Genomic DNA, 26552 nt, shown 5'->3' on the forward strand with positions numbered 1-26552 from the left:
GATGAATAATGGAAAAATCTATTTTCTTTGTAAACTCTAAACTTCACTTTCATTTTTTTGAATATTATATATAATTTTCCAACTCATTGGTAATTTTACCAATACTTTTTTCTTTTTGTCAATTTTAATTTCCGATCATTTACAAACTTTATAGAAATTGTTTTTTCATAATAGAATAGAAGAAGTTTTCAAATGGTCATTTTTTAATGGAAAAAATCATAGGACGGCTGACTATTCAGGCAAGAGACCCAAAGTTTGCCGCCCGCTTCCATCAGAATCCGTATCACCACGGACACCCTTGCGTTAAGCTAAATGCTGCTTCTGCCTTCACAGCTCGGGACTTTCATCCTAGAGATTACACCCATGTCGGGCGCACCAAGAAACCCCCAAAGCACATGTGTTTTGGGGGCTTGCATATTTTATTTGTAAATAGCTTTGCGCTGACGAATCTTCAGCATCATTCCCATTGCTATCAGCAGCATGCCTATCAGCAGCCAGCGATACACGTACGTTGCTGTATCCGGAAGTGATGCCGAATCTTGATTCTCACTCACCTGTTCAAATTTCGTTCCATCCGTAGTTCCATCCGTACCAGAAGGATTATTTGTGCCGCCTGATCCGCTACCGTTGTTTCCATTATGATTTTCGTTTTCAGGATGATCTTCGTTACCCGAATGATCTTGATCTTTTTCTTGGCCGCCGCTTTCGGAAGGTGTTTTATTGTCTTTGCTGCCACCTTCGGAAGGTGTTTTATCGTCTTGACCACCTTTATCCCTGTTGTCTTTTTCCGGATCATTTCCGCCTTCTCCCGGATCAGCCGGATTTGGAACAATTTCACCTTCTTTCGTTTGGAAAGACCAAATCGATGAGCGCGTTTTACCGCCAAATTGATCTTCGGCTTCCGTGTACCAATAATACACTTGGTTTGGCTCTAAATCATGCCACATGACAGAGGCCACTTCGCCACTCGGAACGTTTTCGACTTTGCCGATCAAGCTGTCGGTATAGACGTTGACAACAAAAGAATCTGTTGCTACTTTTTTCTCTTGCGGTTGTAAATCGGTTTCAATGATAAATTCATCTTTTCCTGGATACTGTTCCGGATCGTAAAAGTTGTAGTCGTCTAAATAAGGCGAATATGTTTTTACATAAATTTGATTCGTATCTGTATTGAAGTGCAGCAAACGGATATAGCCCTGGCCGCCCTCAGGACCGCCTTGATAATCAGCAAGTATTTGATATACTTTTCGGTCAGGCGCTCCATCTCCGTTATCATCAATCTCATCGACTAATGTCTCGCTGTCATGATAATGTCCGCATAATACCGCCATCACATTTTTATTTGGTTTAACAACTTTTTCAAAAATTTGATTTCCAATCGGGCTGCGGTTTCCGCTGACTAGTAAATATTCATGGAATGCTAAAATTGCTTTCCGATCGGGATACTTTTCAAGCACCGAATTCACCCAGTCCAAATCTTCATCCGAAACGCCCCAGCCCATATACACCATAATATAATCATTACCGTTCGCCGAAATTAAATCATAATGACCGCGGTTATTTTTATAAGAACCTCCATAATAGTCACGACCTGCAAACCGATCCTCGCCGAAATATTGATAATAATTGTCATAGCTTCCGTCTTTATGGCCAACATCATGATTGCCGGCTAGAACTCCATATCTGATTCCTGCATCATCTAGCACTTTCATGGCTTGATCGGCCACTGCCCATTGATTGTGATCATCTGCTTCATCGACTAGATCACCTGTATGAAATACATACTGAATATTGAGATTATCTTTTTGATCTCGAATCCATTCGACTTGCTTTTGATAAATGTGTGGATAGCTTTCCGAATAATATTGCGTATCGCTCATCCATACAAACGTATAATCATAATCTATAGTTTGCGCGATTTGGTCTTGAACGATCACGCTCACCTTTTGGTTTTTCACATAGTCTTTCGCAATTACGCTCCCTTTCAATTGAAATCTTTCTTCACCGGCAGTTTGTGAAGCAACTTCCTTCCATTTATTTTCTATATTGTTCCAGGCATACATCGTCACTTTTCGTCCTGGCAATGAAGAACCGTTCCAAATAAGTTCTATTTCATCATTTTCATCAACTTTTTGATCAACGGTAACGTTGAAGCGATGATACGGAAACTGCTCAGTTGATGTTGTTGCAAGCGCCTCGCCATCTACGTTTTCCAACTTCCTGCGTTCATCTTTCGAAAGAACTTTTTCGCCTTCAACTTGAAATCCAGCAGGCGGTTCTGTATCAGATGCATTTTGCAAAATATCTACATGTTCTTCATCTGATGCTTTATACTGAAAAGCTTGAAAGAAAGATACATCAAGATCGTCCATTGTCGGATCCATCACTCTCACGGACAATTTAGCACTTAAAGCATCCTCATCTGTTTCGGAAAAATCAGGTAAGAGCGGATGTTCGTCCACTGTATAGAAAGTGACTTCGCTTTTTCCTTCATTGCCTGCCTCATCAATAGCTGTAATGACAAGTTGATGTTTGCCTGATTGAAGCTGTGCTGACGAAGCTGCAAATGGAAGATCGATATATTGATCATCTAATTTGGCAGTGATCGATCTAATTTTACTCCATTTATCTTGAATTTCAGCATCAATAACAAAAGATCCTTTATATTTTTTTCCTTCCTCAATAGTTGGTTTAATGATTGGCATTGTGTTATCGACAATAACTGTCGATTTCACTTCATTCCCCTTTTGGTCAACTGCTTTCACTTCATGCTCGCCATCTTCTTCATTTTCGCTATTCCATAAGTAACCGAGGGAAGTAAATTTTTCATCCGGAATATTGAACGTAAATTCGACAACCGGGCTTAATCCGGCACTGTCGCCGACGGAAATCTCCTGTTTTTGATCTTGATGCTCGCTGCTGTATAGAGTTGTGCCGTCAGATAAAACTAATCGCACATTTTTTACATAAAAATCATCTCGATTTTCTTCAGATGTTTCATCAAATGGACTGACCTTTGTGCCTGCCCTAATCGCAATTGATAAATCTTCACCGATTTTCAGCCTTTCCGACGAAATCGGAACCGTAATTGTTGTATATTGATTAATGGTGTCATCAAATATTCTCAAAATGTCATTTCCTATCGTCACACCGTTTTGAAAATAAAGATTCGTTTTACGAACATCAAAGGCAAAATAAACGTCTGATTCAATCGTGCGGAAAGTATTTGTTTGTTTTGCTCCATCAATATATAAGGAAACCTCCTCAGGTGTAAGATCGCCTGTTGCCTTCACTACGGTTTCTTTTGAAACAATTTGTCCATTTTCTACATTTAACCGCAATCCCTGCTTCTTATTTGCATTTCCAATTTGAACGGTAAACTTAGGAGACTCCTTGATATTCACTCCATCGCCAGCGACAAAATAATACTCTACTACATTTTTCCCAATTAATTCAGGCGAATAAATCGTATATTCATATAATCTCGAATTATAGCTTTCTTCTAAATTCACTTTTTTAAATGGTTCTTGTATTTTTGTCCGGTAGTATAAAGAAACGGTTTTGACTTCGATATTATCTTTTACTTCCGCTTTGATGAAAATATTATCCGTTTCCATGGCTTTTTCAGTATTTGTTAAATTTTCAATAGTTGGCGCCATTGAATCGGCTGGAACAGTTACTTTCACTTTCGGAGTTTGTCCGTCTTTTACCGATCCGGGTGTAGCCGCTTCAACGCCGGCACTAATTTTTTGCATTATATTGCTTCCATCCGCAGGATATTTGTACAAAATCCCTTTGTCCTCTTTAGTATCATCAATATTTACCTGATCATTATAATGAGCAACGGAAATTTCTTTTCCGCTGTTTGTGGCAATTACTAATGATCTCGCACCACTGTTGGCCATCCCGTTATTATAAATTTTCACAATGTTTTTGTTCTCTTCTAACGAAACACCATAATGTTTATTAAAATCTTCAACAGCCAACGATGCATTCCCTTGATTGATGATCCAAAATACAAGCGTCCCACCTGAAGGAATTTGCAGTGATTGATCCTCATTAGGAGGTCCCCAAATAAGATCGGATTCTGCACCTTCCTGCGGATATCGATAACGGATTTTGTAGTCTTTAAAATCAATGGTCTGATTAGTATTATTATAAATTTCAATAAATTCATAACCGTCCAACCCATTTATATTGGCGCTGTCCGGAACTACTTCAGTAATGAGAAGTTTTGGGACTTTTTGATAATCAATATTGGGAGTTTTGAGTTGAACATGGTGTTCCTCTGTTTTGACCGTGTTTGTTCCATCTGATGCCTCTATGTAATATAGGAGTTCGCTTCCCCACATGTCCGCACTGGGAATCGCCGCCCTATATTCATTTTGATTTCCGTTTTCAGTCATTTGAAGGGATTTGTATGCTCCATTTTCCGTCAATTTATAAAATAATGTGACATAACGGACTTTTTTATTATCAGTGACTGTAGCTTTTACAATAAATGGCTCCTCGCTTTCCCATTCTGCTATTGGCTGATGTGTAATGACAGGAGCTTCTTTGTCATCAGGCTCTTCAATGGCGACAGGTGTCTTCGGCACTTGCCCTTCGATGAATGCACCTGGATTAGCTTTTTCACTTAAGCCAATTTTTTTCATTTTCGTCTCTTCCGTAAATTGATAAATGATTCCTTTATCTCTTTCAACATCATCAGCTCCATCATTATATGCTGCTGCAGATACTAATGAACCATCCTTTGAATAAACAGCTAATGCCCGGATGCCGCTGTTAGCCATTCCTTCAAATGGCAAGGCTTGGACTTCGCTTTCTTTCAAATCCGTTCCGTAAAATTGATTAAAATCTTCCAATCTTAAAGATTGATTAGAACTATTTTTCACCCAGAGAATGAAAGTTTTTTGCGGAGCTATTACTTGATTATCCGAAAATTGAAAAACTTGATCGGCTTTTGCTGTACCCGGATATTGATAATGAAGTTCATAATTTCGCAATTCAATCGGCTTGTTGGTATTGTTGTAAAGCTCAATAAATTCATATCCGTCAGCACTTCCGACATTTGACGTGTCTGGAGCCAGTTCGGTGATTAAGATTTTCGGAACTTTTTGATAATCCGGTTCCGCATCTTGTTGAATAGCTACTGAAAATGTTTCAGAAGAATTTATTGGAAGTCTTGTTGTTTCTGTCTCATTTTTCCCTTCAAACCAATAAGAAAAAGTATAAGACCATAAGTCGCTTTCTGGTACAGTTGCCGTAAAGGTTGTATCATTTATTTTCTCCATTTTCATGCTTTTCACAAGCATACCCGGAGCTGTACGATAAAACAATGTCAACTCTGCAAGGTCTTTTCCTTCCGCATCAATTTTAAGCGACCGGTCTTTTTGAATGACTGCCGGTGGCTGATGAACGATTTCCAGTGGCAGTGTTACAGCTTGCTGTTCAAGTTGGGGGGTAGTTTGTGAATTTGCTTCTGGTTCTTGTTTTGAAGTTTCGGGAACTGTATCAGTATCTTGCTGTTCTGGTTCTTGCTGCTTTTGTTCACTTTCATTAACCGGAAAAGATGGATGATCCCCTCCTTTTGCAGGTTCTTTCACTTCTTCATTTGCTGCATCAGGCTGTCTTTCATCACTTTTGTCCTGTTGAACTTCGTTTTGCTGAGAGTTGTTTTCTTCAACATTTGGCTCGCTGTCATTTTGATGAAGCGGTTGTTCTTGATTTGGTTTATCCGTTGATTTCGTTTGTTCCTCCATCTGCTGCTCGGCGTCTCCTGCAACTGTTGCTGTTGCATACGTATGTATCGGTGTTAACACGGAAACAAGAACAAGCAAAACAGCGGAAGCTCCAGCCAGCATAGAGCGTCTCTTTCTTTTTTTCAAATAAAACTCCTCCCTAAAATTTTCTAACCTCAATTATTGTAATATCGAAATATTTAGTTGATTTTAATTATTTGTAAATTTTTGTCTAATTTTCGTTCATTTTAAAATAGAAAAATAGGAGAATTTCCATGATATAATTCTAGAAAAGTATATTTGAAAGGAGCATGTTTCGTGGCAAATCCATTCATCGGTTATATCGGTACATATACGAAAGGTGAAAGCAAAGGCATTTACAAATTTACTTTGGACACTGAGAAAAAAGAGCTTAGTGAAGCTAAAGTAGCAGCAGAGCTTGACAATCCGACATATGTCGCGATTTCCAAAGACAATCAAAATTTATATTCGGTTGTTAAAGACGGAAATTCAGGGGGACTTGCTGTTTTTTCCATTGACGAACAAACAGGCGATCTGCAAAGCATCAACCAGCAAGTGACGGAAGGACCTTCTCCGTGCCACGTCAGCGTCAACAAAGCAAACCATTTCGTCGTCACCGCTAATTACCATCGCGGAACGATCGAGGCTTACTTGCTGAATGAAGACAAAAGCGCAAATCCAGCGGCAAGCGTTGCAGAACATACAGGTTCAGGCCCTAATCTTGAAAGGCAAGAAAAACCGCACGCTCACTATTCGGGGTTTACGCCAGATGAAAAATATGTTGTAGCTGTTGATTTAGGAATTGACCAAATTATTACCTACTCTTGTGATCAAGGTGTTTTAAAGAAGGTGAGCAGCCTTTCTGTTAAACCTGGAAGCGGCCCTCGCCATATCGTCTTTCATCCAAACGGAAAATTCGCTTACGTGATGACGGAATTAAGCAATGAAGTGATCGTTCTTTCTTATAATGCAGATGAAGGAAGCTTTCAAGAGCTGCAATACATCCCAGCAATTCCGGAAGATTTCGCAGAAAACAGCCAAGGCAGCGCCATTCACATTTCTTCCGACGGCAAGTTCGTTTATGCTGCTAACCGCGGCCATGACAGCATTGCTGTTTTCAAGGTAGAAAATGATGGGGGCAAGCTTGAATTTGTTGAATGGACAAGCACCGGTGGCCATTGGCCTAGAGACTTTGTCCTCGATCCGACAGAAAGATTTGTGATCGCCACAAACCAAGAATCAAGCAACGCCGTCTTATTTGAACGCGATCCTGAAACCGGCAAATTGACACGCTTGCCATCAGAAATTTCCGTGCCTGATCCGGTTTGCGTGAAATTTCTTCATCAAGGCTAAAAAAATGTCTTTGCAATCTATTTTCACCTTTACGAAAAGAAGGCTCGTCTGTTTGTTTTAAAACAAGACGAGCCTTTCAAATTTTTATAAAAATGGCACCTTCCATCAGACTTTTAATTTAGGAGCCTATTGGTGTTGGTCAACTTCGATCACAGTGCGAATCCTTAGTGAAAGAGTATAAAAACGGTGAAGTGCTGCTCAATCCGTTTGCCTCCAACTTATTAATTCAAATCTTATCGTCGTCCGATACAGAGCGTTTCAAACAATCTAGTTTTCCTCCAACTTATTAATCCAATTCCCGAACTCGAAAGAAAAATCGTCATGGAAGCACCCTTCTTTTAAGCTGACCGCTTATGATCCATAGGACAACAAATGTTGCAAACCTTTATGACATCTTCATTCATGATTCCTATAGAAAAGAAACGGAAACAGCTTTCTACAAAGCTTGCAGTATTATAGTGAAGAAGCATAGCCTCCGTGTTTAAAATTAGAATAGCCGAATTGTCGCTCGGCTATTTCCACGAAGAGGCTATTTCCTGCTTAACAGGGGCAAAATCTCAACATGGTTTCGCTAATACTTGGATTATGTAAAAGATGACGAAGACGAAAAAGAGTACAAAATTTCAACAAGATTGCGCCAATATGCACCAATAATTTTGAAAAGCCGCAATCAGCTACACTGACAGATTGGCAGTGACGAAAACTGTAAAAAGCTACTTAGCTTCCTTTTGCGCAATATTCCCGTTACGGACATTGGCGATGCCTTCTTTGCATACACCGTGCGGAAGCCAGGAGCAATTCGCACATAAGTAATCTAAGTCGTCAGGGACTACTTTTTGGGCCGTGAGCCCCAATAATTCCGATTTTAAGTAAATCCCATTTTCTTCAATACCTAAATGGCGGATTACTTTTTGATCCATGGAAATCACATGCTCATTTGAATTCGGATCCGCTTGGCACGTCGATTCTCCATGGTGCGGACATGCCATACACGCATCATCAAGTGCAGAGACGACTTGAATGGGAAAGTCTTTCTCTTCATCACGAATTTTTGTAACTACTTCCCACATCTTCTCTACAAACGATGGACTATATCCCATTCCGCGAAATCCGTGCACACATAATAAATGATGCCCCCGTAAGCGAAGCGGCTTCATACATTTCTCCTCCCCTTTTTCTATTACTCTCATCTTATGAGAAAAAGCACCAGCCTACAACATAAACGTGAAAAAACATTGCATCCTTTAAAATTAAAATACAAGCGTCACAACGAAAAAGCGAGCAAAAACTTGTTCCAAATTCACAAGCTATTGATAAGAAGCCCTCTTTCCTAATCTGTTATCCATTGATCAATATTGTTTTACCCACTTTAAATGGAGCCGCTCATTTTCCAGCGTCTTGATATGAGGAAGGGGCTTTTTTGCGTTCAAAAAGGAAGAATTAGGCTTCTTTTCCAACATCTCAATATGAAAAGGAAGATGTGCTAGGCGAACTTTCCGCCCCGAAGCTTTCAGTTGAAAAATTCCTGTTTAAAGCCTATGTGTACATAGAAGCAGCTTAAAAATGGCAAATCAAGACGAGTTTGTCCTTTTTTTGCACCTTTAAGGGATCAGCTTTTTATTTTGCATTTTACGACGGCTGTTTTCCCTTCCCTTTTTTATATGCGGCATATAAGAAAAGGATAAACAAAACTGGGACTCCGACCAAAATGGAAATAAAAGGGATGCTCGCGCCTTTTTGTTCGTCCAGTTTAAAAATCTCCGATGTTTCCCGTTCCAAAGTGATCGTGTATCCGTCCTTTGAACTTTTTATGCTTCCCCCTTTTAAATACCCTCTCAATTCGTGATTATCCGGCAAATATCGAAATCCGATCGTTACGCTTTTTGTTTGCGATGTGTTGTTAATGGCAATAATGGATGTTTCATCACCGCTTTTTAATTGATAAACGAGCATGCCGTCCTTTTCATACAACAAATGATATTGCCCTGTTCGGAGAGAAGGCAGGATTTTGCGAATGTCGGCTAAATTTGTTATGTACTCGACTATTTCGGTGCTCGTGCGAAAATCCATCATCCGATAATTGACTGCTCCATTTCCGCCATCCAATGCAATCTCCGTCCCGTAATAAACAAAAGGAACAGCCGGTAAAGTATATAAATACGTCAAGGCAAGTTTTAATCTTGTCACTGGAAACGCTTCATTCTCAACAGCTTTTCTTGTAAAACGAACGATATCCTCGTCATCTAAAAACGAAACGACAGGCAGATTGGATTGCGTAAACCCGTCCAATCCTGAAAGCGGTTCATCCACATTCGAAAATGATTTTTGCGCATTTTTCGCAAAATAGGTATTCATCACGGCATCGATTCCACTGTTTTGATATGTATTCGGATCACCCCCGCCAATATCTGCCACTAAAACGAAATCTTTTTTGACAGACTTAACTTCTTCAGCCAATTTTTTTAAAAATTGAGGTTCAGTTCGATTCGCGTCAATCAACCGATACCCGTCAATATCACTTTGTTTGATCCACCATTTAGCGACATCGATTATAAATGCTTGAACGTCGGGGCGAGAAACATCGAATGTCGTACTTCCTTCAACAAACCATTCTTTTTTAGCTGGATCAGACAGCCAAGGGTGGTTCGGTCCTGTTTCGAAAACAAAATCTATCATGACCTTTAGATCACGTTTATGTGCTTCCTTTGTCAGCTGTTTTAAATCCTGCATTGTTCCAAAATGCTCGTCCACTTTTTTAAAGTCTTTCACCCATTTCCCATGAAAGCCGTTTGCCTCATTTTGAAATATTGGTGATAATGAAACGATTGTAAAGCCCATTCCTTTTATGTAATCCAGCTTTTTGATCACCCCTTGCAAGTCACCCCCAAGAAAATGTTCAAGACCGCCCTTTCTTTCGCCGTCATTGGCCGTCGTTCCATTGTAAAAGCGGTCAACTGCTACGTGATAAATTGACTCATCCTGCAAGTTTACAGCGCTAGCAGTCGCTGAAAAACAAAAAAGCAATGAAACACACAAAATGAAGATCAATCCTTTTTTCACTCGTCAAAATCCTCCTTATGTCAGCAAAATCCATGCTTGTCGCTCAATTCATCTAAGTTCGCCGCTTCAACTCTTCCGCAAAATCGGCAAGCGGTGTTGCATCTGTTTTGGTTTGCTGTCAATCTTCTCATCGAATGTATGTAATGTTTGATGGGATTTATCCCCTTTTCCGATGAGTTTTTCTTTATAAGCCTCGCGAATCACTCGCTGGCTTATCCCCGTTTCATTTGAAAGAGCCTTTATTCCTTCCATGCTAACTGAAAAATAAGTTTACATGTTTGAAATCATTGCGTTACCTACATCATTTTGCCTGGATTGCGCCACGATCAAACAGTTCGTCAACGTATTCAAAAAGTTAGGTCAGTTAATTTTTCATTCATGATCTTCTTGAACTATTATCTTACAACATGAACCGTACCAGGCCAAATTCGGATCTTATTGTAAGCTTCTCTCCCTGCTTGATTCCTAGACATTAGAAAATTTTTTGAAAACGTTCATCATTTTCATAAAAATCTTTTTTCTACCGATGAATCATTCAGTTTCTACAAAATGTTTATATATCTCTCCCCTCCCGCTCCCCTTGCAGATCATTTTTGAATTTCATTATAAAAAACATTATAACATGCTGAACATGTTTGTCCTTCTTTATTATAAAAAGCAAGGGGGGTGTCTAATAAGTCGTTTTTACGGCTTATTGACGCCCCCATTAATGTGTTTGAAACGTTGATATATCGGTGTTTATGATTTTTTGTTTTCAATGGCGATTTGACTTTCTAAGACATCCTCATTTTCCCTAAATTCATCAAATGATATTAATCCGGTACTTTTCAAACCAAATGTGAATTTGCCAAAGATAGGCTAACAGCTGCGGTCCCGTCATCAGCTGTCCGTACCATGGGCGTTGAAAAGATGCACCGTCTGTCTCTACTAATTTATTTAATGCATTCCCATCGAAAAGCTCGTGCAATATGGAGTCTTTCATGGCCAATACGTTTTCAAGCTGTTCTTTTACAAGCTTCGTATATTTCGGATGATGTGTTTTCGGATACGGGCTTTTTTTCCTGTAGACAACCTCCTTCGGCAAAAGATCTTCTAAGCTTTTCCGTAATAGGCCTTTTTCCCGATCGCCATATCGTTTCCATTCCCACGGAATATTCCAGACGTATTCGACAAGCCGGTGATCTGCAAACGGAACGCGCACTTCAAGCGATGCCCCCATGCTCATGCGATCCTTTCGGTCAAGCAATGTTGTCATAAACCATATCATATTTAAGTAAAAAAGCTCCCGCCTTTTTCTTTCCGTTTCAGGTTCTCCATCTAAAACAGGTGTTTCTTCAATCGTTTTTTCATATTGCCTTAAAGCATATTCTTTTATATTCAGCTTTTTTTGCCAATCGTTCCGGAGCAGCTTGATCCGCTCATCTAATGAACGAATCCACGGAAATCCTTCTCTTGCCAATTCCTCAGGACGGTAAAACCACGGATATCCGCCGAAAATTTCGTCCGCACATTCTCCCGACAAGCTCACGACAAAGTCCTTATTAATTTGCCGGCAAAACCAAAGAAGTGAAGAATCGACGTCCGCCATCCCCGGAAGATCACGGACTTCAACCGCTTCCTGCAAATATGAGACAAGCTCTTCCTGTGTCATGATACATTCGTGATGAATGGTTTGAAAAGATTCCTTCATTAAATGAATCCAGTAGGCATCAGCATTCGGCTGAAACTCGCTTTGTTGAAAATACTCAGAATTCCCTTCGTAATCAATTGAATAAGTATGAAGATGCCCCTTTCCTTCCTTTTCAAATGTCCTAGCGGCAATCGCTGTAATGGCGCTCGAATCCAATCCTCCCGATAAAAACGTGCATAGCGGAACATCGCTGACAAGCTGTCTTGTGACGGCATCTATTAGTAATTCACGCACTTTTTCGACCGTTTCTTCAAAAGAATCCTCATGCGGATGGCTTTTAACGTTCCAATACCTCCATATTTTTAAGCCATCTCGATTAAAAACGAGGGCATGGGCGGGTCTAAGCTCTTCGATTCCTTTAAAAACGCCTGAACCGGGAGATCTCGACGGCCCCAGCGCCATAATTTCTTGCAGCCCTTCCTGATCGAGCAAAGCATCGACTTCAGGATTGGCTAAAAGGGCTTTTATTTCAGAAGCGAACAGAAAATTACCGTTGTTTTCATAAAAAAAGAGCGGTTTAACGCCAAGACGGTCGCGTGCTATAAATAATTTTTCATCTGCTGAATCCCAAACGGCAAAAGCATAAATTCCGTTTAAATGGTGCACACATTCTTCTTTCCACTCCATGTATGAAGCTAAAAGAACTTCCGTATCTGAGTGGCCGCGAAACGTATAGCCTTTTTTCAATAATTCTTTGCGAATATCTTCCGTATTGTATAGCTCGCCGTTATAACAAATCGTGTAGGAATTATCTTCTTTTTGTTTTGTCATCGGCTGTCGACCGCATTCCGGGTCAATGACAACAAGTCTTTTATGCCCGAACAATACGTGCTTCTTTCCCCAAATATTTGTATCATCAGGCCCTCTTTTGCTTAACGTGTCAATCATGTCTTCCATTATTTCAGTATTTTGGAAAAGTGATTGTTGAAAATTTACCCAGCCAGCAATTCCACACATATGCTTATCACCCCACTATCTATAACATGAAAGATGTAGCTATTGTATGCAAAAAAAGTTCAATGTTACCTGCCCATTTGTATAAAAAGAAAGCATTTTGTCTAAAACAATCAATAAAAAGTATTGAGGTGTTCATATTGTTTTCGGACGTAAAAAATGACCTTCTCCATAAACAAAAAAGGAGTTTTCGGACCGCAACCGTTGAAATGCTTCAAGCAAAACCGATTTTGATCGATGATGAAGATGATGAACAGATTTCTCTTGATGATTTAAACGATCAGCACATTGAACTTTTGAAAAACGGCCGATGGGTTGATATTGGACATAATAAGGAAGAATACTTGCGGTCAGGCGGAAAAATTCGAATCAAGAAGACATTCCCCTATGCATTTCATTCTTTTTTAAATGAATTGGATGATGAAAGCTTTATAATGTTTGTACACCATTTAAATGCTTTATCCTTTTCCGTTTATGACATCATCTACTGCCACAATCAATTGTTGTATCACCATGGAAACAAACCGATGAAAGGCGCTTCTGTTTTTATATTTGATAATACGGATTCTCTTTGTGCGGTTCAGCATTTTTTCCATCGGGGAGACAAACAAAAAGACCTGTTTGAATTCACTGTAAGCACAGGGGAACGAAGCTTTGTCAGCTCTATTTCATAACTGCAATTCAAGGAAAAAAGGATTTAGTTAAAAAGTACTTTTAAGACAGTCGGAGTAATGAAAGCTTTGCAATTGATAGGGAGAGTGCAGAAATAGTCATTTAAATTTTTTAAGGAGACACATAAAAAACAGCTGCAGCCTGATAATGCTGGATATTCAAAAAGATGCTATTCGTTCGAATTGTCATCCTGTGGCTAAGTATTTATTCAATGATGGGCGAAACAGACCGGCTGCCCAACATCAATGTAGACTGCGCTACAGAAAAATGTTTATAAAAACAAAAATATGAACCTAAAACATTAGGATATTTACAAAAAGAAAGTAAACGTAAGCATCGCCTGCATTGAAACTTTTTTCCAATCATGGAATTTCGTCCAACTTTTTGGCGATTAGCAAGGTTTCAATGAACTCATATCGAATTATTATTCAAGCCTTAATAAAAAACGAGATAAGGGGAGTTTCATAATTTGGGGTGGTTATTAGCTATTCCATTTATTTTGCTTGGAGCTTTTTTATTTTCATTAACCATTGATGATATAAAATATAGGCCATATAATTCTAATAATTATAGGATTTGGATGTTTTTTTAAGGCTGGTTTTTATTGTCAAAGACAAGAAAGAAAAATAATAGGGGGGTGTCTAATAAGTCGTTTTTACGGCTTATTGACGCCCCCATTAATGTTTTAGAAACGTTGATATATATCGGTGTTTATGATTTTTTGTTTTCAATGGCGATTTGACTTTCTAAGACAGCCCCTGCGAAATACGCTCCTATATTTTTGCATCAACATATTTTTTAAAAAGTAAGAGGCAGTCTAAATCCAAGCAAAATGACGAGAATCAGCACAATCCAAAAGCCGATCCAAATGCCTTTGGACGATTCGTTTCTCTTCTTTTTGCCCAAAACCATTTCCATAAGCCCGATCAAAACAATGGCAAGGAAAATTTTAGCGACATATTCCCCTACATAGTTGGCCATGCTGAACACATTATAGCGGAAAATTAATTCAAGTCCAGTTGCCAACACGATTAAATAAAAGATTCGCACAGCCATATGCAAACCTTTTGAAGGTTTGGCAAACGCAATGAAAAACAAAATCAGCAAAATGACCCATGATGTAATATGCAAATGTGTCATAAATGCCCTCCCCCATCTATACTTGCAAGTCCACATTCATCATATCAAATGATCATCCAAAAACATAGCAATTACTATGATAAATAAAATGATTTCACTAAATTGACAAAGACGCACTAAAACGAAAGATTAAAGGGGCTCACTCTTGCCCGTCCTTTCGCTATTAAATTTCCTTGACTTTATTTCTCAACGTGCCAATTCCTTCTACCGTAATTTCGACAGTGTCGCCAGGCTTTAATAATTTCGGCGGATTGAAGCCTTTTCCGACTCCCGCAGGTGTACCTGTTGCAATGATATCTCCCGGTTCAAGAGTCATGCCTTGAGAAATGATGGAAATGATCCGTTTAATCGGGAAAATCATTTGATTTGTATTGGCTTGCTGCCGAATTTCGCCATTAACTTTCGTCTCGATAGACAGATGCTGTGGATTCGAAACAGCCGATTTATGTACAATATACGGTCCCATCGGGCATGATGTATCCAAGCTTTTTCCTAAAAAATATTGTTTGTGGCGAGCTTGCAAATCTCTTGCTGTGACATCATTGATGATCGTATATCCAAAAACGTAGTCATAGGCTTCTTCTTCGCGAATTTGTTTTCCTTTTTTCCCAATGACAACTGCAAGTTCCCCTTCATAATCAAGTTCGTCGGTTAAATAAAGATGAGGATCAATTTCTCCTTCATGAGCAATAACGGAAGTTGAAGGTTTGGAAAACAGAATCAAATCGGAAGGAATATCACTTTCGCTTCCCATTTCCGCAACATGGTCACGGTAGTTTTTACCGACGCACATAATGTTTTTCTTCGGTCGTGGAATCGGTGCTTGGAGTTTAACAGCTGACAGCGGATAGACATATGTCTCCCTTTCTTTTTCCTTCGCAACCCATTCCTGTAATGCTTCAATATGGCGGACAAATTTTTCACCCATTTCAATGCACGCTTGCAGCGATGCAGGCGATATTTCCGATTCATAAAGCTTCAGTTCCGCTTTTTGAATATCAATAACCGAATCTTCGTTAAAAATTAGTCCGATAAACGTTCTGTCGTGAATATTTGCAGTGACAAGCTTCATGTTCTACCCCCAATTAAGATAAAGTTTTTTCGCATTATTTGCAGTTGTGCGCACAATATCTTCACGCGGCCTCTTTTTAATATTCGCCAATTTGCAGCAAATTTCCTTTAAAAATAACGGGGTTGTGTCAACATTTTTAAACGCTCCCCCATACCGCCAAGGGCCGTCCGTCTCAATAAGCAGCTGATCCATCGGAACTTGTTCAGCAAGCTGCTGATCGCGCAGGCGGTAGCAAACTTCCGGAGTCACAGAAATATAATAGTGTTGTTTACAAATTTCCTTCACTACAGATGATGCCGCTTTAAGCCAATGAAAATGCGCTTTTTTCACTTGATGTTTTTGCAAAAGATGTAAAACTTTTTCCGCATCTTCATGAACTGCATGCAAGGCAACTGGCAGTGAATGTTCAACGCTGATTTTCAAAAATTCCTTCAAGACATCTATATAAGTTTGTTCCGAATACTTTGCAAATAATCGCTCTTTTTCATAATACGGCAAACCAATTTCCCCGACAGCTGAAATCGCCCTCTCTGTTCGAATCAGCGATAGAAGCTCTTCAAGCTCCCGTTCTTCAAGAATCTCCTGTTCAGGGTGAAAGCCAGCAGCTGCTATAATAAAATCTTCATGTTTTTGCTTCAATTCAAGCGTTTTATAGGCGGATGTTAAATCGGTTGAAACGGCCACAACATGAGTAATGCCCGCTTCCTGCCACTTTTTGATTTGCTCATCAATAGTTTTTGGATCGTATTGATCCAAATGAATATGAGAATCGATCATTCTTCATGACTCCCATCGGGCGGAATGAAGCCTTGCCTAGAAATGAACAGCTGATCTTTCGCAAACACATGTAAAAATAAGTCTTTCACATATTCGAGGTTTTCAGGGGAAAACCATTCTTCTTCTCCAATTTGCGAAAAAAGCTTTGACAAACCGAGCGCCTGTGATCGTCTTCCGCCGCTTCCATCTCCTAAAAAGAAATCATCTAAACAGACTCGTTTCGTCGCATTCCGTAATAGATTCGTAAAATTCGGAGAAAAAGGCAGTACAGGAGAAACTGCCGCCTGTGACGGAATGTTCTCTTCATTTAGTTTTTTAAGCGCATTGATCCTAGCTTGAATCGGCGGCGCCTTTGGAGAAAAAATTTTGCGCACATCATCTCTGTCCGTTTCAATGGTAATGCTGACAAGCACCCGATCCCCCAATTTTTGAAAGATATCAATATCTCTAGTGACAAGCGGGCTTCTCGTCTGGACAAATAAAAAGTCCGGAGGCATTTCTGCTATCACTTCAAGGAGCCTTCTTGTTCGTAATTCCTTCGCTTCCAGCGGCTGGTAAGGGTCTGTTGAGGATGACATGAAAATCGTCACTTTCCCTTTCTTCTTGGCCCGCTTCAATTCGCCTAAAAATTGGTTTGGCTTTTCATCCTTTATTTCAACCCATGTTCCCCACTCTTTTTTCTTAAACAATGCGACTGGAAGCTTTTGTACATAACAATAATGGCAGCCGTATGAACAGCCGACATACGGATTTAAACTGTACGAATACCCTTGCAAATAGCCGTTTGTTTTCGTTAAAAACGAGTTTGGATTTTTACGGGTAATTTCCATTCATTACATCCTTTCCCGCAGCGAAAAGATTATCTCATTCAATGAAAAAAATTTTGAAAAGAAAAACGGCCTCAAGGTTCACAGACAGCCCGCTTGCAAACCGGCCATTACCGCTTCCGTGAAGATAAGGACAGCTGTTCTCCACAAAAACAAATGGAGGGATAAACACCTCCATTTGTAAAAGGACAACTATTTGCGCTTGTCAATCGTTATCGCATGGATCTTTCTTTTGAACATTCCGTTTCAGGGTCATTATAACTTATAAAGCATGAAATGACCACTTTCTTGCTTCGTTAATCTGAAAGAACAGCATCTTGCACATTTATTTTCTCGTTTATCAATCCTGCCTCTAAAAAAGTATCTGCAAGCTTCTGTTGGGCATCCACCACTTCAGGTGTGATGTCAAATACTCCATATTCTCTTCTTTCCAAAGTTTGCTTCCATACATCTTTCGAAATGCCAGTTTTCTGTGAAAAGTTTTCGGCAGCCCCTTGTTTGTCTGCTTGAATCTCTTTGTGAACCTTCTCTAGTTCACTGATCACTAAATTTCGAAGTTCACGATTTTCTTGAAAATAATCGCGTCTTCCTACAATAAATCCATATTGACGCGGGAGACCTTTTGCATCGGCAATGATTCTAGCACCTCCACTTTCTTCTGCGTCCGCAAGATATGGATCCCAAATCACCCATGCATCCACATTGCCGCATTCAAAAGCTCCTCTAGCATCTGAAGGCTGTAAATAGACAGGAGTAATATCATTCAAAGTCAGCCCTACACTCTCTAAAGCAGTAAGGAGCAAATAATGTGCGCTTGATCCTTTACCAAAAGCAACCTTCTTCCCTTTTAAATCTTCTATCTTTTGAATAGGTGAATCTTTTGGAACAACAATCGCCCGATATACTTCCGGTTCATAGGCAAGATAGGCTAATTCAGAATCTGAAACGGCTCCTGCAAGTACAGCAGGTGCTCCGCCTACATATCCTACATCAATTTTTCCTGCATTCAACGCCTCTAATAATGGCGGTCCTGATTGAAATTCATGCCATGTGACTTTAACTCCTTTTTCAGCCAAAATTTTTTCTAAGCTGCCTTTTTCCTTTAAGAAAAGCAAAATAGATGATTTTTGATAGCCAATTCTAAGTTCGTCTGGTAATGTCTCCTCTTCCGCTTTGGCATTTGATTTTTCCGCATTGGAAGTCTCATTTGCCTCCTCCTTGCTGCCGCAGCCTGAAATCCAAAGCACTAAAAGGAAAATTAAACTTAAAAACATACTTTTTCTGATAATTTTCATTAGTAAATCCCCCTTTAATGAATATATTTATTAAGCTTATTACGTTGATTGCCTTGCATAGACAGCTGGTGTGTTTTCTTCCTCACCCATTACGCGGCGCAAAATCTTTTCGACGAGGGCTGCAAATGCTGCATTACCGCGCTGCCTAGGACGAGGAAATTTAATCGGTGTATCCATCGCAATTTTTCCATCCTCTATCAACACCACTCGATCCGCCATTGCTACCGCTTCTTCCACATCATGTGTAATCAGCAAAGCTGTAAATCCTTGCTCCTTCCATAATCGTTCGATCAAACGCTGCATTTCAATGCGTGTTAAAGCATCTAACGCACCTAATGGTTCATCCAATAACAACAGCCTTGGCTTGCTGGCTAATGCTCTTGCAAGTGCCACCCGTTGTTTTTGTCCTCCTGATAAAACATGAGGCCATTCTTTTGCCCTGTCGATCAGTCCAACCTGCTTTAGAGCTAACTCCGCTTTAGGTAAATCTTCTTTTTTCATGCCAATCGCTACATTTTGAATTACGCGTTTCCAAGGCAAAAGTCTGGCATCTTGGAACATAATGCGAACCTCCGGATTTAATCCCTTCATCAATTCACTGTTAGCCTTGATCTCACCAGCTGTCGGCTCATCTAATCCGGCAATTAAACGAAGCAGCGTGCTTTTTCCGCAGCCGCTTCGGCCGATGATCGCTACAAACTCGCCAGGCTGCACCTCAAGATCAATTCCGCGCAGAACGTGCTGATTTCCGAAGTGTTTCTCTACACCATTGATTTGCAGATAAGTTCCAAAAGTTGGAGATTCCACATTTATCCCCCCATTCTCTACAAGTTTTGATAATTTGGATTCCAATTTAAGCATTTTCTTTCAAGCCATTTTGCCATTGAATCCGCGATTTTTCCAAATAATGCATATAGAAGAATGCTGAGCAGCACTACATCTGTTTGCATAAATTCTCTCGCATTCATGGCCATATATCCGATACCAGAATCTGCGGAAATTGTTTCAGCAACAATTAACGTCAGCCACATGATCCCCAGTGCATATCGAACTCCGACTAAAATAGACGGGAGGGCGCCGGGCAACACCACTTGCCAAAAGAGAAGCCAGGAACGAAGTCCATATACCCGTCCCATTTCAATCAACCCTTGATCTACTGACCGAATGCCATGAAGTGTATTCACATAAATCGGGAACAACACTCCAGCTGCTACTAAAAATACTTTGGCTTCCTCCCCAATTCCAAACCAAAGGATGACAAGAGGAATCATGGCCAGGTGAGGAATATTCCGCACCATTTGAATCGTTGTATCGAAAATTCTATCTGCGATCGGAAACAGCCCGTTAATAAGGCCGAGAAACAAGCCAATGCTTCCTCCAATCAAAAAACCGATTATGGCTCGTTTAAAGCTGATCAGCAAATGCTGAAACAATTCACCAGAACGAATGAGCTCCACTCCTGCCATCACAACGTCTGACGGCACTGGAAGAATTTTTGTTGAAAGAATCCCTTTAGAGGATAACAATTGCCAAATGATTAAAATCAATATAGGCAAAAGCCATGGGATTAATTGTTTTTTTACTTGATCGGAAAACAACGACTTTTTCATTTTCTGATTCTCTCCATTTCTGCTGGTAAACTGTTGTTGGCAATAATTTCTCCAAATGGTCCAAACGGTTGTGGTTCACTGTTTCTTTGAACATGGCTTATCGGCAAGTGAGGAAACAACAGTTCAGCTGTTCTATATGCTTCCTCTAAATGAGGATAGCCGGATAAAATAAATGTCTCGATGCCGAGATCAGCATATTCCTTCATCCTTTCTGCAATTGTTTCCGGACTGCCGACTAGCGCCGTACCTGCTCCGCCGCGCACAAGACCGATTCCTGACCATAAATTCGGGCTGATTTCAAGCGACTTGCGGTCTCTTTTCACAAGATCTGACATCCTGCGCTGCCCTACTGAATCAAAACGGTCAAAAACCTTTTGTGCCTGAGCGACCGTTTCATCATCCACATATTTGATTAACCGTTCGGCTGCTTGCCATGCTTCTTCATCCGTTTCACGGACGATGATATGCAAGCGAATGCCGAAGCGCACTGTTCTTCCTTGTTCCTCTGCCAGCTTTTTCACCTGATTCAGTTTTTCAGCAACCTGTTTCGGCGGCTCTCCCCATGTTAAATATACATCTGCATGCTTTGCCGCTACTTGCTGGCCAGCCAATGATGAACCGCCGAAAAAGACAGGCGGATATGGTTTTTGCACTGGCGGGAACAAAAGGTCTCCTCCTTCCACCTGCAAGTAACGACCTGTGAAATCGACTTTTTCATTTGCAAGCAGCTTTCGCCAAATTGTCAAAAATTCGTCAGTCACTTCATATCTTTCATCATGTGAATAAAAAATTCCATCACCCTTCAGCTCCACCGGATCACCGCCGGTTACAACGTTTACTAGCAATCGTCCATTTGAAATTCTGTCAAATGTCGAGGCCATCCTTGCAGCAGCGGAAGGAGCCATCAACCCCGGCCGAACTGCCACAAGAAACCGTAAGTTTTCCGTAACGGGAATTAAGGCAGAGGCAATAATCCAAGCATCTTCGCAAGATCTTCCAGTTGGAATCAGCACCCCGCTGTAACCAAGGCGATCCGCTGCTTGGGCAATTTGTTTGAAATAAGACAAATCGGTTGTACGTCCTCCAATGGTAGTACCTAAATAATGCCCGTCACCATGTGTTGGAATAAACCAAAAAATGTTCATTTTTCACTCCACCCATTTCGTTTTTAGATTTTCATCTGTCATTCAAGGTTTTAAATGCGCAAAAAGGCCCCTTTCTTAGCATGCTTCTGCTAAGTAGGAGCCTCCAGTTGTCTGGTCGGTTCGCTATCGTTTTCATTTAGTTGTTTGTTTCCTCCAAAGCTGCTTCTTTTACATTGATTTTTTCAGGAATTAATTTTAATTGATGAAAAGTATCTGCTATTACCTGCTGATCATTTAGAACTTGTTCGCTTATTTTCTGAACACCATATGTTCTTCTTTTAGCTGCTTTTTCAAGCGAAGCAGCATCAATTCCCAATTCAGGTGACAATAGTTCTGCAACTTCTTTTGGAGCACTTTTAGCCCATTGATCTGTTTTATTGATTTCTTCCAATAACAGATCGATAACCTCTTTATGATTTTCGGCAAACTTTCTGCTCGCTAAATAAAACTCTCTATTTTTCACTAAATCCTTTCCGTCTGCCAAAACTCTGGCGCCTGTCTCCGTTTCAGCAACAGCAAAGAAAGGATCCCAAATGACCCATGCATCCACACTTCCTTGTTCAAAGGCTGCTCTTGCATCTCCCGGTACGAGATATTTAGGTTCAATATCATTTATGGTCAGCCCCGCTTTTTCCAAAGCTTTTACGAGCAAGTAATGGACGTTTGAGCCTTTGTTGAGCGCAACCTTTTTACCTTTTAAATCCTGAACAGTGCGGATGGGTGAATCTTTTGGAACAAGAATAGCTTCTGAAAGAGGGCTTTCTGGCTCATGACCAACATAAACTAAATCAGTGCCTGCCGCTTGTGCAAAGATCGGCGGCGCTTCGCCAGTATGCCCGATATCAATGCTGCCGACATTTAATCCTTCCAAAAGCTGCGGACCTGCCGGAAATTGAATCCATTCGACAGAATATCCGTGACTTTTTAACGCTTTATCCAGCGTTCCTTGTTTCTTTAAGATGTTTAATGTCCCGTATTTTTGATATCCGATTCTAACTACCTTTTCCTCTTTATCTTTTGTTTCTTGAGATTCACCGGCGCTTTTCACATTCTTTTCTTCTCCTGAGCAGCCGGATATAACAGCAAATAAACTAGCAATCATGATTAAAAGCAAGGCAAGCAAAGATTTTTGATTTTTTCTCCTCATTTTGCTACCCCCTTTGTCCTTATAAAAACTATTAGTCAAATTTATTTACATTCTTTTTGAAATGCAGGCTTTTCGAGTGATAATGATCTTGGCGACATTATTTATTCATTCTACGGATGGAGAATCTGAAAAAAACTTTATTTTTTCCAAGTCAGCATAAAGAATCTCATCATTTTTCACGTTCAGTTGATTCGCCTGTTCAACACTCAAGTCCACTTCGATCAGATCATTCGTTTTCAATCTTTCCAATTCCAAACGGACAATCGGGCCATAAGATTGGATGCGGCGAACCTTTACTTGAATTGATTTTTGATTATCATTATGTCGAGTTATTCGCACTTCATGAGGACGAATATACCCGATCATTTTTTTCGTTTGAATGTTTTCATCAGGTGCAGCAAATAATGCTTCTCCGATATGTAGGCGACCATCGTTCACTTCAGCATGAAAAACGTTAACACGCCCTAGAAACTGATACACGAATTTCGTTTTGGGATGTTGATATACTTCATCCGGTGTTCCGACTTGCTCAATTTGTCCATTATTTAAGATTACCACTTGATCAGCAACCTCTAAGGCCTCTTCTTGGTCATGCGTGACAAAAACAGTTGTTACATGTAATTGTTCATGCAACTGCCGCAACCATCTCCGCAATTCTTGACGCACTTTTGCATCAAGAGCTCCAAACGGTTCATCAAGCAGAAGCACGTTCGGCTCCACTGCTAACGCTCTAGCTAATGCAACTCTCTGCCTCTGTCCGCCTGATAATTGAGCCGGGTAACGGCGATCAAGACCATTTAATTGGACTAAATGAAGCAATTCATTTACTTTTCGTTGGACGTCTTGTTTGGACGGTCTGTCTTTTCGCGGACGCACTTTAAGTCCGAATGCAATATTCTCAAAAACGTTCATATGATGAAATAAAGCGTAATGTTGAAAAACAAAACCGACATTTCTTTCACGGACCGTTTTTGTCGTATAATCATGGTCGCCAAAATAGATGCTTCCGCTATCAGGCATTTCCAATCCGGCAATCATCCGCAGCAACGTAGTTTTCCCTGAACCGGATGGACCTAACAAAGCGGTAATCTTCCCTGACGGTATTGTTAAATTTACTTCTTTTAATGCTTGAAATGAGCCATAATTTTTAGAAATTTGCTTCACATTGATATCCATGATGCACACTCCTTACCCTTTTCCATCAACTACACCCTTCCATTCAAGCACCCCTTTAACAATTAATGTAACGATCGCCAACATAGCTAAAAGGGAAGCGACTGCGAATGCAGCAGTAAATTGGTACTCATTATATAAAATTTCTACATGGAGCGGGATCGTATTTGTCATTCCTCGTATATGCCCTGACACAACAGAAACGGCTCCAAATTCACCCATTGCTCTCGCATTGCACAGGATGACGCCGTATAAAATTCCCCATTTGACGTTTGGAAGCGTCACGAATAAAAATGTTTTCCATCCGCTGGCACCTAAAGATAAAGCGGCTTCCTCCTGTTCACTCCCCTTTGCCTGCATGACCGGTATTAACTCGCGGGCTACAAACGGAAAAGTTACAAATAAAGTAGCCAAAATTATGCCTGGGACAGCAAAGATTATTTTCAATCCGAGCGAATCTAAAACCGGCGCTAACAAACCTTGTGCACCAAACAATAAAACAAAGCTTAAACCAGCGATAACGGGCGATACAGAAAACGGCAAATCAATAAGCGTGATGAGCCAGGTTTTCCCGGGAAACTGAAACTTTGTGATACACCATGCAGCAGCAATACCAAAAATAAAATTAAATGGCACTACTATTGCTGCGGTCAAAAGTGTAAGACGGATCGCTGATTGAGCATCCGGTTCTGTAACCGAAGCAAAATAAACTTCTAAACCGTTTTTCAAAGCTTCTGTAAAAACAGTAATTAGCGGGATAATGAGAAAAAAACCAACAAATAATAGAGCCGTTCCCGTCAATATAAAACGAATCCACGCAGATTCTGTATGAACACCGACAAGAGGCTGTTTCTTCGTTTTAGTACCCATTTGAGGCATAACATCTCCTTAGTGACTTAATGAATAAAATATTTTCGACTCGTTCTCCATTGCAAATAATTTATAAGAAAAAGCAGGAAAAAAGAGATAATCAATACAATAGCGGCAATCGCTGTTGCCCCCTCATAATCGTACTGTTCCAATTTGGTGACGATCAAAAGAGGGGCGATCTCCGTTTTCATTGGCATATTGCCGGAAATGAAAACGACTGATCCGTATTCGCCTAACGCCCGCGCAAATGCGAGCGAAAACCCGGTGAACATCGCAGGAACAAGTGATGGCAAAATCACTTTCCAAAACGTTTGCCAACGGTTTGCACCTAAAACAGCTGCCGCTTCTTCGTACTGCTGATCTAAATCATGCAAAATGGGCTGGATAGACCGCACAACAAACGGCAATCCGATAAACGTTAAAGCAATTACGACACCGAGCGGGGTATAAACAGCCTCAATACCGAAGCGGTCCAAATACTGTCCAATAACGCCTGTCGGGGCATAAACAGCTGTTAAAGAAATTCCCGCTACTGCAGTTGGGAGAGCAAACGGCAAATCGATTAATCCGTCGATAATTCTTTTCCCTGGGAAATCATATTTCACTAACACCCAAGTAAGCAAAAGACCAAAAACTAAATTGATGGCAGCGGCAATAAATGAAGAAACAAAAGATAAACGAAGCGAGGCTGCCACCCTGTCAGTTGTGACGATTTGCCAAAATTGCTCCCAGCTGAGTGTTGAGGCTTTTAAAAAGATAACGGACAAGGGGATCAACACTATTAAACTAAGATAAGTTAGCGTAAAGCCCATCGTGAGTCCCCAACCTGGAATAACCCCTTTTCTGTGCTGTTGTTTTGTTTTGGCCACTTCCAATCCTCCATTCATCGGAACAAATCATTATTTCGGCTGATAAATTTGATCGAAAATACCGCCGTCGTCAAAATGTTTTTTCTGAGCCTCTCTCCAGCCCCCAAACAGTTCGTCAACTGTAAAGAGTTCCAATTGCGGGAATGTATCTTTATATTTTTCAGCGACTTTTGGCAATGTTGGACGATAATAATGCTTCGCTGCCAATTCCTGTCCTTCTTCCGTGTACAAATATTTCAAATACTCTTCAGCTACTTCGCGCGTTCCTTTCTTATCAACCACCTTGTCTACAACAGCAACAGGAGGTTCTGCTAAAATGCTTACAGAAGGTACAACAATCTCAAATTGATCCTTTCCTAATTCATTGATGGCTAGAAAAGCTTCATTTTCCCAAGCAAGAAGAACATCACCGATTTTTCTTTCGACAAATGTTGTTGTAGCACCCCTTGCCCCGGAATCTAATACTGGAACATTTTTATATATTTTCGCAACAAATTCTTTTGCCTTCTCTTCATCGCCGCCATATTTTTTCAATGCGTATCCCCATGCAGCTAAATAATTCCAGCGTGCTCCACCCGATGTTTTTGGATTGGGGGTTATAATCGAAACATCAGATCTGACAAGATCGTCCCAATCTTTAATACCTTTCGGATTTCCTTTGCGTACTAGAAACACAATAGTGGACGTGTAAGGAGAACTGTTTTTATCCAATCTTTGTTGCCAATTTTTTTCGATCAATCCAGTATCTGCAATGGCGTCAATATCATAAGCCAGCGCTAACGTTACAACATCTGCCTCCAAACCATCGATAACAGACCGCGCCTGCTTGCCAGAACCGCCATGTGATTGCTTTATCGTAACCTCTTGACCAGTTTTTTCTTTCCAATAGCTTGCGAAAGCTTTATTAAAGTCTTGGTAAAACTCACGTGTAGGGTCATAAGAAACGTTTAATAACTCGACTGCCTTTTTATCTCCCTCTGAGCTGGAGCTGGCACTTTCATTTTTTGAACCACAAGCACTTAAAACAAGAGCTACACTTGTAATAACAGATAATAGAAAAAATAGTCCTTTTGACTTGCGTTTATTTGTAATATTCATAAAATTCATCTCCCTTTCCGCTATGTTTCGATGGCGGT

The 26552-nt window shown here is 40.3% G+C and carries 19 protein-coding genes; 2 read left to right on the forward strand and 17 right to left on the reverse strand.

The window, feature by feature from the left end:
- Positions 1-419: 419 nt before the first annotated feature.
- On the reverse strand, positions 420-5888 hold the full coding sequence (locus ACVIJU_RS16045) for a lamin tail domain-containing protein (RefSeq protein ID WP_456687772.1): 5469 nt from the start codon (positions 5886-5888) through the stop codon (positions 420-422).
- Between the two features lie 171 nt (positions 5889-6059).
- Here ACVIJU_RS16045 and ACVIJU_RS16050 point away from each other — a divergent pair, with 171 nt between their 5' ends.
- Entirely contained in the window at positions 6060-7115 is a 1056-nt protein-coding gene (locus tag ACVIJU_RS16050; RefSeq protein ID WP_066251560.1) for a lactonase family protein, read from the forward strand.
- A 713-nt stretch (positions 7116-7828) separates the two neighbouring features.
- Here the strand turns inward: ACVIJU_RS16050 and ACVIJU_RS16055 are convergent.
- From ACVIJU_RS16055 to asnB, 3 genes are all read right to left on the reverse strand, one after another.
- Positions 7829-8272 (reverse strand): DUF1284 domain-containing protein, encoded by a 444-nt coding sequence (locus ACVIJU_RS16055; RefSeq protein ID WP_094245326.1) that lies wholly within the window; start codon positions 8270-8272, stop codon positions 7829-7831.
- A gap of 472 nt (positions 8273-8744) precedes the next feature.
- The gene (locus ACVIJU_RS16060) at positions 8745-10175 is read right to left on the reverse strand and encodes an alpha-amylase family glycosyl hydrolase (protein WP_456687773.1); all 1431 of its coding nucleotides are present in this window, start codon (positions 10173-10175) and stop codon (positions 8745-8747) included.
- A gap of 802 nt (positions 10176-10977) precedes the next feature.
- On the reverse strand, positions 10978-12822 hold the full coding sequence (gene asnB, locus ACVIJU_RS16065; RefSeq protein ID WP_066250593.1) for an asparagine synthase (glutamine-hydrolyzing): 1845 nt from the start codon (positions 12820-12822) through the stop codon (positions 10978-10980).
- A gap of 137 nt (positions 12823-12959) precedes the next feature.
- Here asnB and ACVIJU_RS16070 point away from each other — a divergent pair, with 137 nt between their 5' ends.
- The gene (locus tag ACVIJU_RS16070) at positions 12960-13493 is read left to right on the forward strand and encodes a DUF2777 family protein (RefSeq protein WP_063387038.1); all 534 of its coding nucleotides are present in this window, start codon (positions 12960-12962) and stop codon (positions 13491-13493) included.
- A gap of 796 nt (positions 13494-14289) precedes the next feature.
- On the opposite strand, the gene ACVIJU_RS16075 is transcribed toward ACVIJU_RS16070, so the two are convergent.
- The 13 genes from ACVIJU_RS16075 to ACVIJU_RS16135 all read right to left on the reverse strand — a co-directional run bounded on the left by ACVIJU_RS16075 (position 14290) and on the right by ACVIJU_RS16135 (position 26514).
- Positions 14290-14631 carry a YisL family protein gene (locus ACVIJU_RS16075; protein ID WP_063386645.1) on the reverse strand — a complete coding sequence of 114 codons (342 nt, stop codon included), beginning with the start codon at positions 14629-14631 and terminating at the stop codon, positions 14290-14292.
- A gap of 163 nt (positions 14632-14794) precedes the next feature.
- Positions 14795-15703 carry a fumarylacetoacetate hydrolase family protein gene (locus ACVIJU_RS16080; protein ID WP_063386644.1) on the reverse strand — a complete coding sequence of 303 codons (909 nt, stop codon included), beginning with the start codon at positions 15701-15703 and terminating at the stop codon, positions 14795-14797.
- Between the two features lie 3 nt (positions 15704-15706).
- The gene (locus tag ACVIJU_RS16085; protein ID WP_063386643.1) at positions 15707-16480 is read right to left on the reverse strand and encodes a TatD family hydrolase; all 774 of its coding nucleotides are present in this window, start codon (positions 16478-16480) and stop codon (positions 15707-15709) included.
- Complete coding sequence (locus ACVIJU_RS16090) at positions 16477-17310, reverse strand: SPL family radical SAM protein (RefSeq protein ID WP_339194671.1); 834 nt, start codon at positions 17308-17310, stop codon at positions 16477-16479. Before ACVIJU_RS16090 ends, ACVIJU_RS16085 begins: the two co-directional genes overlap by 4 nt.
- A gap of 293 nt (positions 17311-17603) precedes the next feature.
- Positions 17604-18602 carry an aliphatic sulfonate ABC transporter substrate-binding protein gene (locus tag ACVIJU_RS16095; RefSeq protein ID WP_456687774.1) on the reverse strand — a complete coding sequence of 333 codons (999 nt, stop codon included), beginning with the start codon at positions 18600-18602 and terminating at the stop codon, positions 17604-17606.
- A gap of 39 nt (positions 18603-18641) precedes the next feature.
- Positions 18642-19409 carry an ATP-binding cassette domain-containing protein gene (locus ACVIJU_RS16100; protein ID WP_242009262.1) on the reverse strand — a complete coding sequence of 256 codons (768 nt, stop codon included), beginning with the start codon at positions 19407-19409 and terminating at the stop codon, positions 18642-18644.
- Positions 19410-19426: 17 nt separating this feature from the next.
- Positions 19427-20212 (reverse strand): aliphatic sulfonate ABC transporter permease SsuC, encoded by a 786-nt coding sequence (gene ssuC / locus ACVIJU_RS16105; protein ID WP_066250605.1) that lies wholly within the window; start codon positions 20210-20212, stop codon positions 19427-19429.
- The gene (gene ssuD, locus ACVIJU_RS16110; RefSeq protein WP_066250608.1) at positions 20209-21357 is read right to left on the reverse strand and encodes an FMNH2-dependent alkanesulfonate monooxygenase; all 1149 of its coding nucleotides are present in this window, start codon (positions 21355-21357) and stop codon (positions 20209-20211) included. Before ssuD ends, ssuC begins: the two co-directional genes overlap by 4 nt.
- Before the next feature lie 136 nt (positions 21358-21493).
- A complete protein-coding gene (locus ACVIJU_RS16115; RefSeq protein WP_456687775.1) occupies positions 21494-22504 on the reverse strand; it encodes a sulfonate ABC transporter substrate-binding protein in 1011 nt (336 codons plus the stop codon).
- Positions 22505-22609: 105 nt separating this feature from the next.
- A complete protein-coding gene (locus ACVIJU_RS16120) occupies positions 22610-23680 on the reverse strand; it encodes a sulfate/molybdate ABC transporter ATP-binding protein (RefSeq protein WP_063386638.1) in 1071 nt (356 codons plus the stop codon).
- Between the two features lie 12 nt (positions 23681-23692).
- Positions 23693-24547: a sulfate ABC transporter permease subunit CysW gene (gene cysW, locus ACVIJU_RS16125; protein WP_456687776.1), complete on the reverse strand. Its 855-nt coding sequence runs from the start codon at positions 24545-24547 to the stop codon at positions 23693-23695.
- A 26-nt stretch (positions 24548-24573) separates the two neighbouring features.
- Positions 24574-25416, reverse strand: coding sequence for a sulfate ABC transporter permease subunit CysT (gene cysT / locus ACVIJU_RS16130; RefSeq protein WP_261308785.1), 843 nt, complete (start codon positions 25414-25416; stop codon positions 24574-24576).
- A gap of 30 nt (positions 25417-25446) precedes the next feature.
- The gene (locus ACVIJU_RS16135) at positions 25447-26514 is read right to left on the reverse strand and encodes a sulfate ABC transporter substrate-binding protein (RefSeq protein WP_063386636.1); all 1068 of its coding nucleotides are present in this window, start codon (positions 26512-26514) and stop codon (positions 25447-25449) included.
- Between the last annotated feature and the right edge of the window lie 38 nt (positions 26515-26552).

It is taken from the genome of Aeribacillus sp. SP014 (assembly GCF_054055575.1).

Excerpts from the sequence above, each read along its gene's own strand:
- ACVIJU_RS16055 (WP_094245326.1), bottom strand. The coding sequence starts at position 8,272 with ATGAAGCCGCTTCGCTTACGGGGGCATCATTTATTATGTGTGCACGGA.
- asnB (WP_066250593.1), bottom strand. The coding sequence starts at position 12,822 with ATGTGTGGAATTGCTGGCTGGGTAAATTTTCAACAATCACTTTTCCAA.
- ACVIJU_RS16075 (WP_063386645.1), bottom strand. The coding sequence starts at position 14,631 with ATGACACATTTGCATATTACATCATGGGTCATTTTGCTGATTTTGTTT.
- ACVIJU_RS16080 (WP_063386644.1), bottom strand. The coding sequence starts at position 15,703 with ATGAAGCTTGTCACTGCAAATATTCACGACAGAACGTTTATCGGACTA.
- ACVIJU_RS16085 (WP_063386643.1), bottom strand. The coding sequence starts at position 16,480 with ATGATCGATTCTCATATTCATTTGGATCAATACGATCCAAAAACTATT.
- ACVIJU_RS16090 (WP_339194671.1), bottom strand. The coding sequence starts at position 17,310 with ATGGAAATTACCCGTAAAAATCCAAACTCGTTTTTAACGAAAACAAAC.
- ACVIJU_RS16095 (WP_456687774.1), bottom strand. The coding sequence starts at position 18,602 with ATGAAAATTATCAGAAAAAGTATGTTTTTAAGTTTAATTTTCCTTTTA.
- ssuC (WP_066250605.1), bottom strand. The coding sequence starts at position 20,212 with ATGAAAAAGTCGTTGTTTTCCGATCAAGTAAAAAAACAATTAATCCCA.
- ssuD (WP_066250608.1), bottom strand. The coding sequence starts at position 21,357 with ATGAACATTTTTTGGTTTATTCCAACACATGGTGACGGGCATTATTTA.
- ACVIJU_RS16115 (WP_456687775.1), bottom strand. The coding sequence starts at position 22,504 with ATGAGGAGAAAAAATCAAAAATCTTTGCTTGCCTTGCTTTTAATCATG.
- ACVIJU_RS16120 (WP_063386638.1), bottom strand. The coding sequence starts at position 23,680 with ATGGATATCAATGTGAAGCAAATTTCTAAAAATTATGGCTCATTTCAA.
- cysW (WP_456687776.1), bottom strand. The coding sequence starts at position 24,547 with ATGGGTACTAAAACGAAGAAACAGCCTCTTGTCGGTGTTCATACAGAA.
- ACVIJU_RS16135 (WP_063386636.1), bottom strand. The coding sequence starts at position 26,514 with ATGAATATTACAAATAAACGCAAGTCAAAAGGACTATTTTTTCTATTA.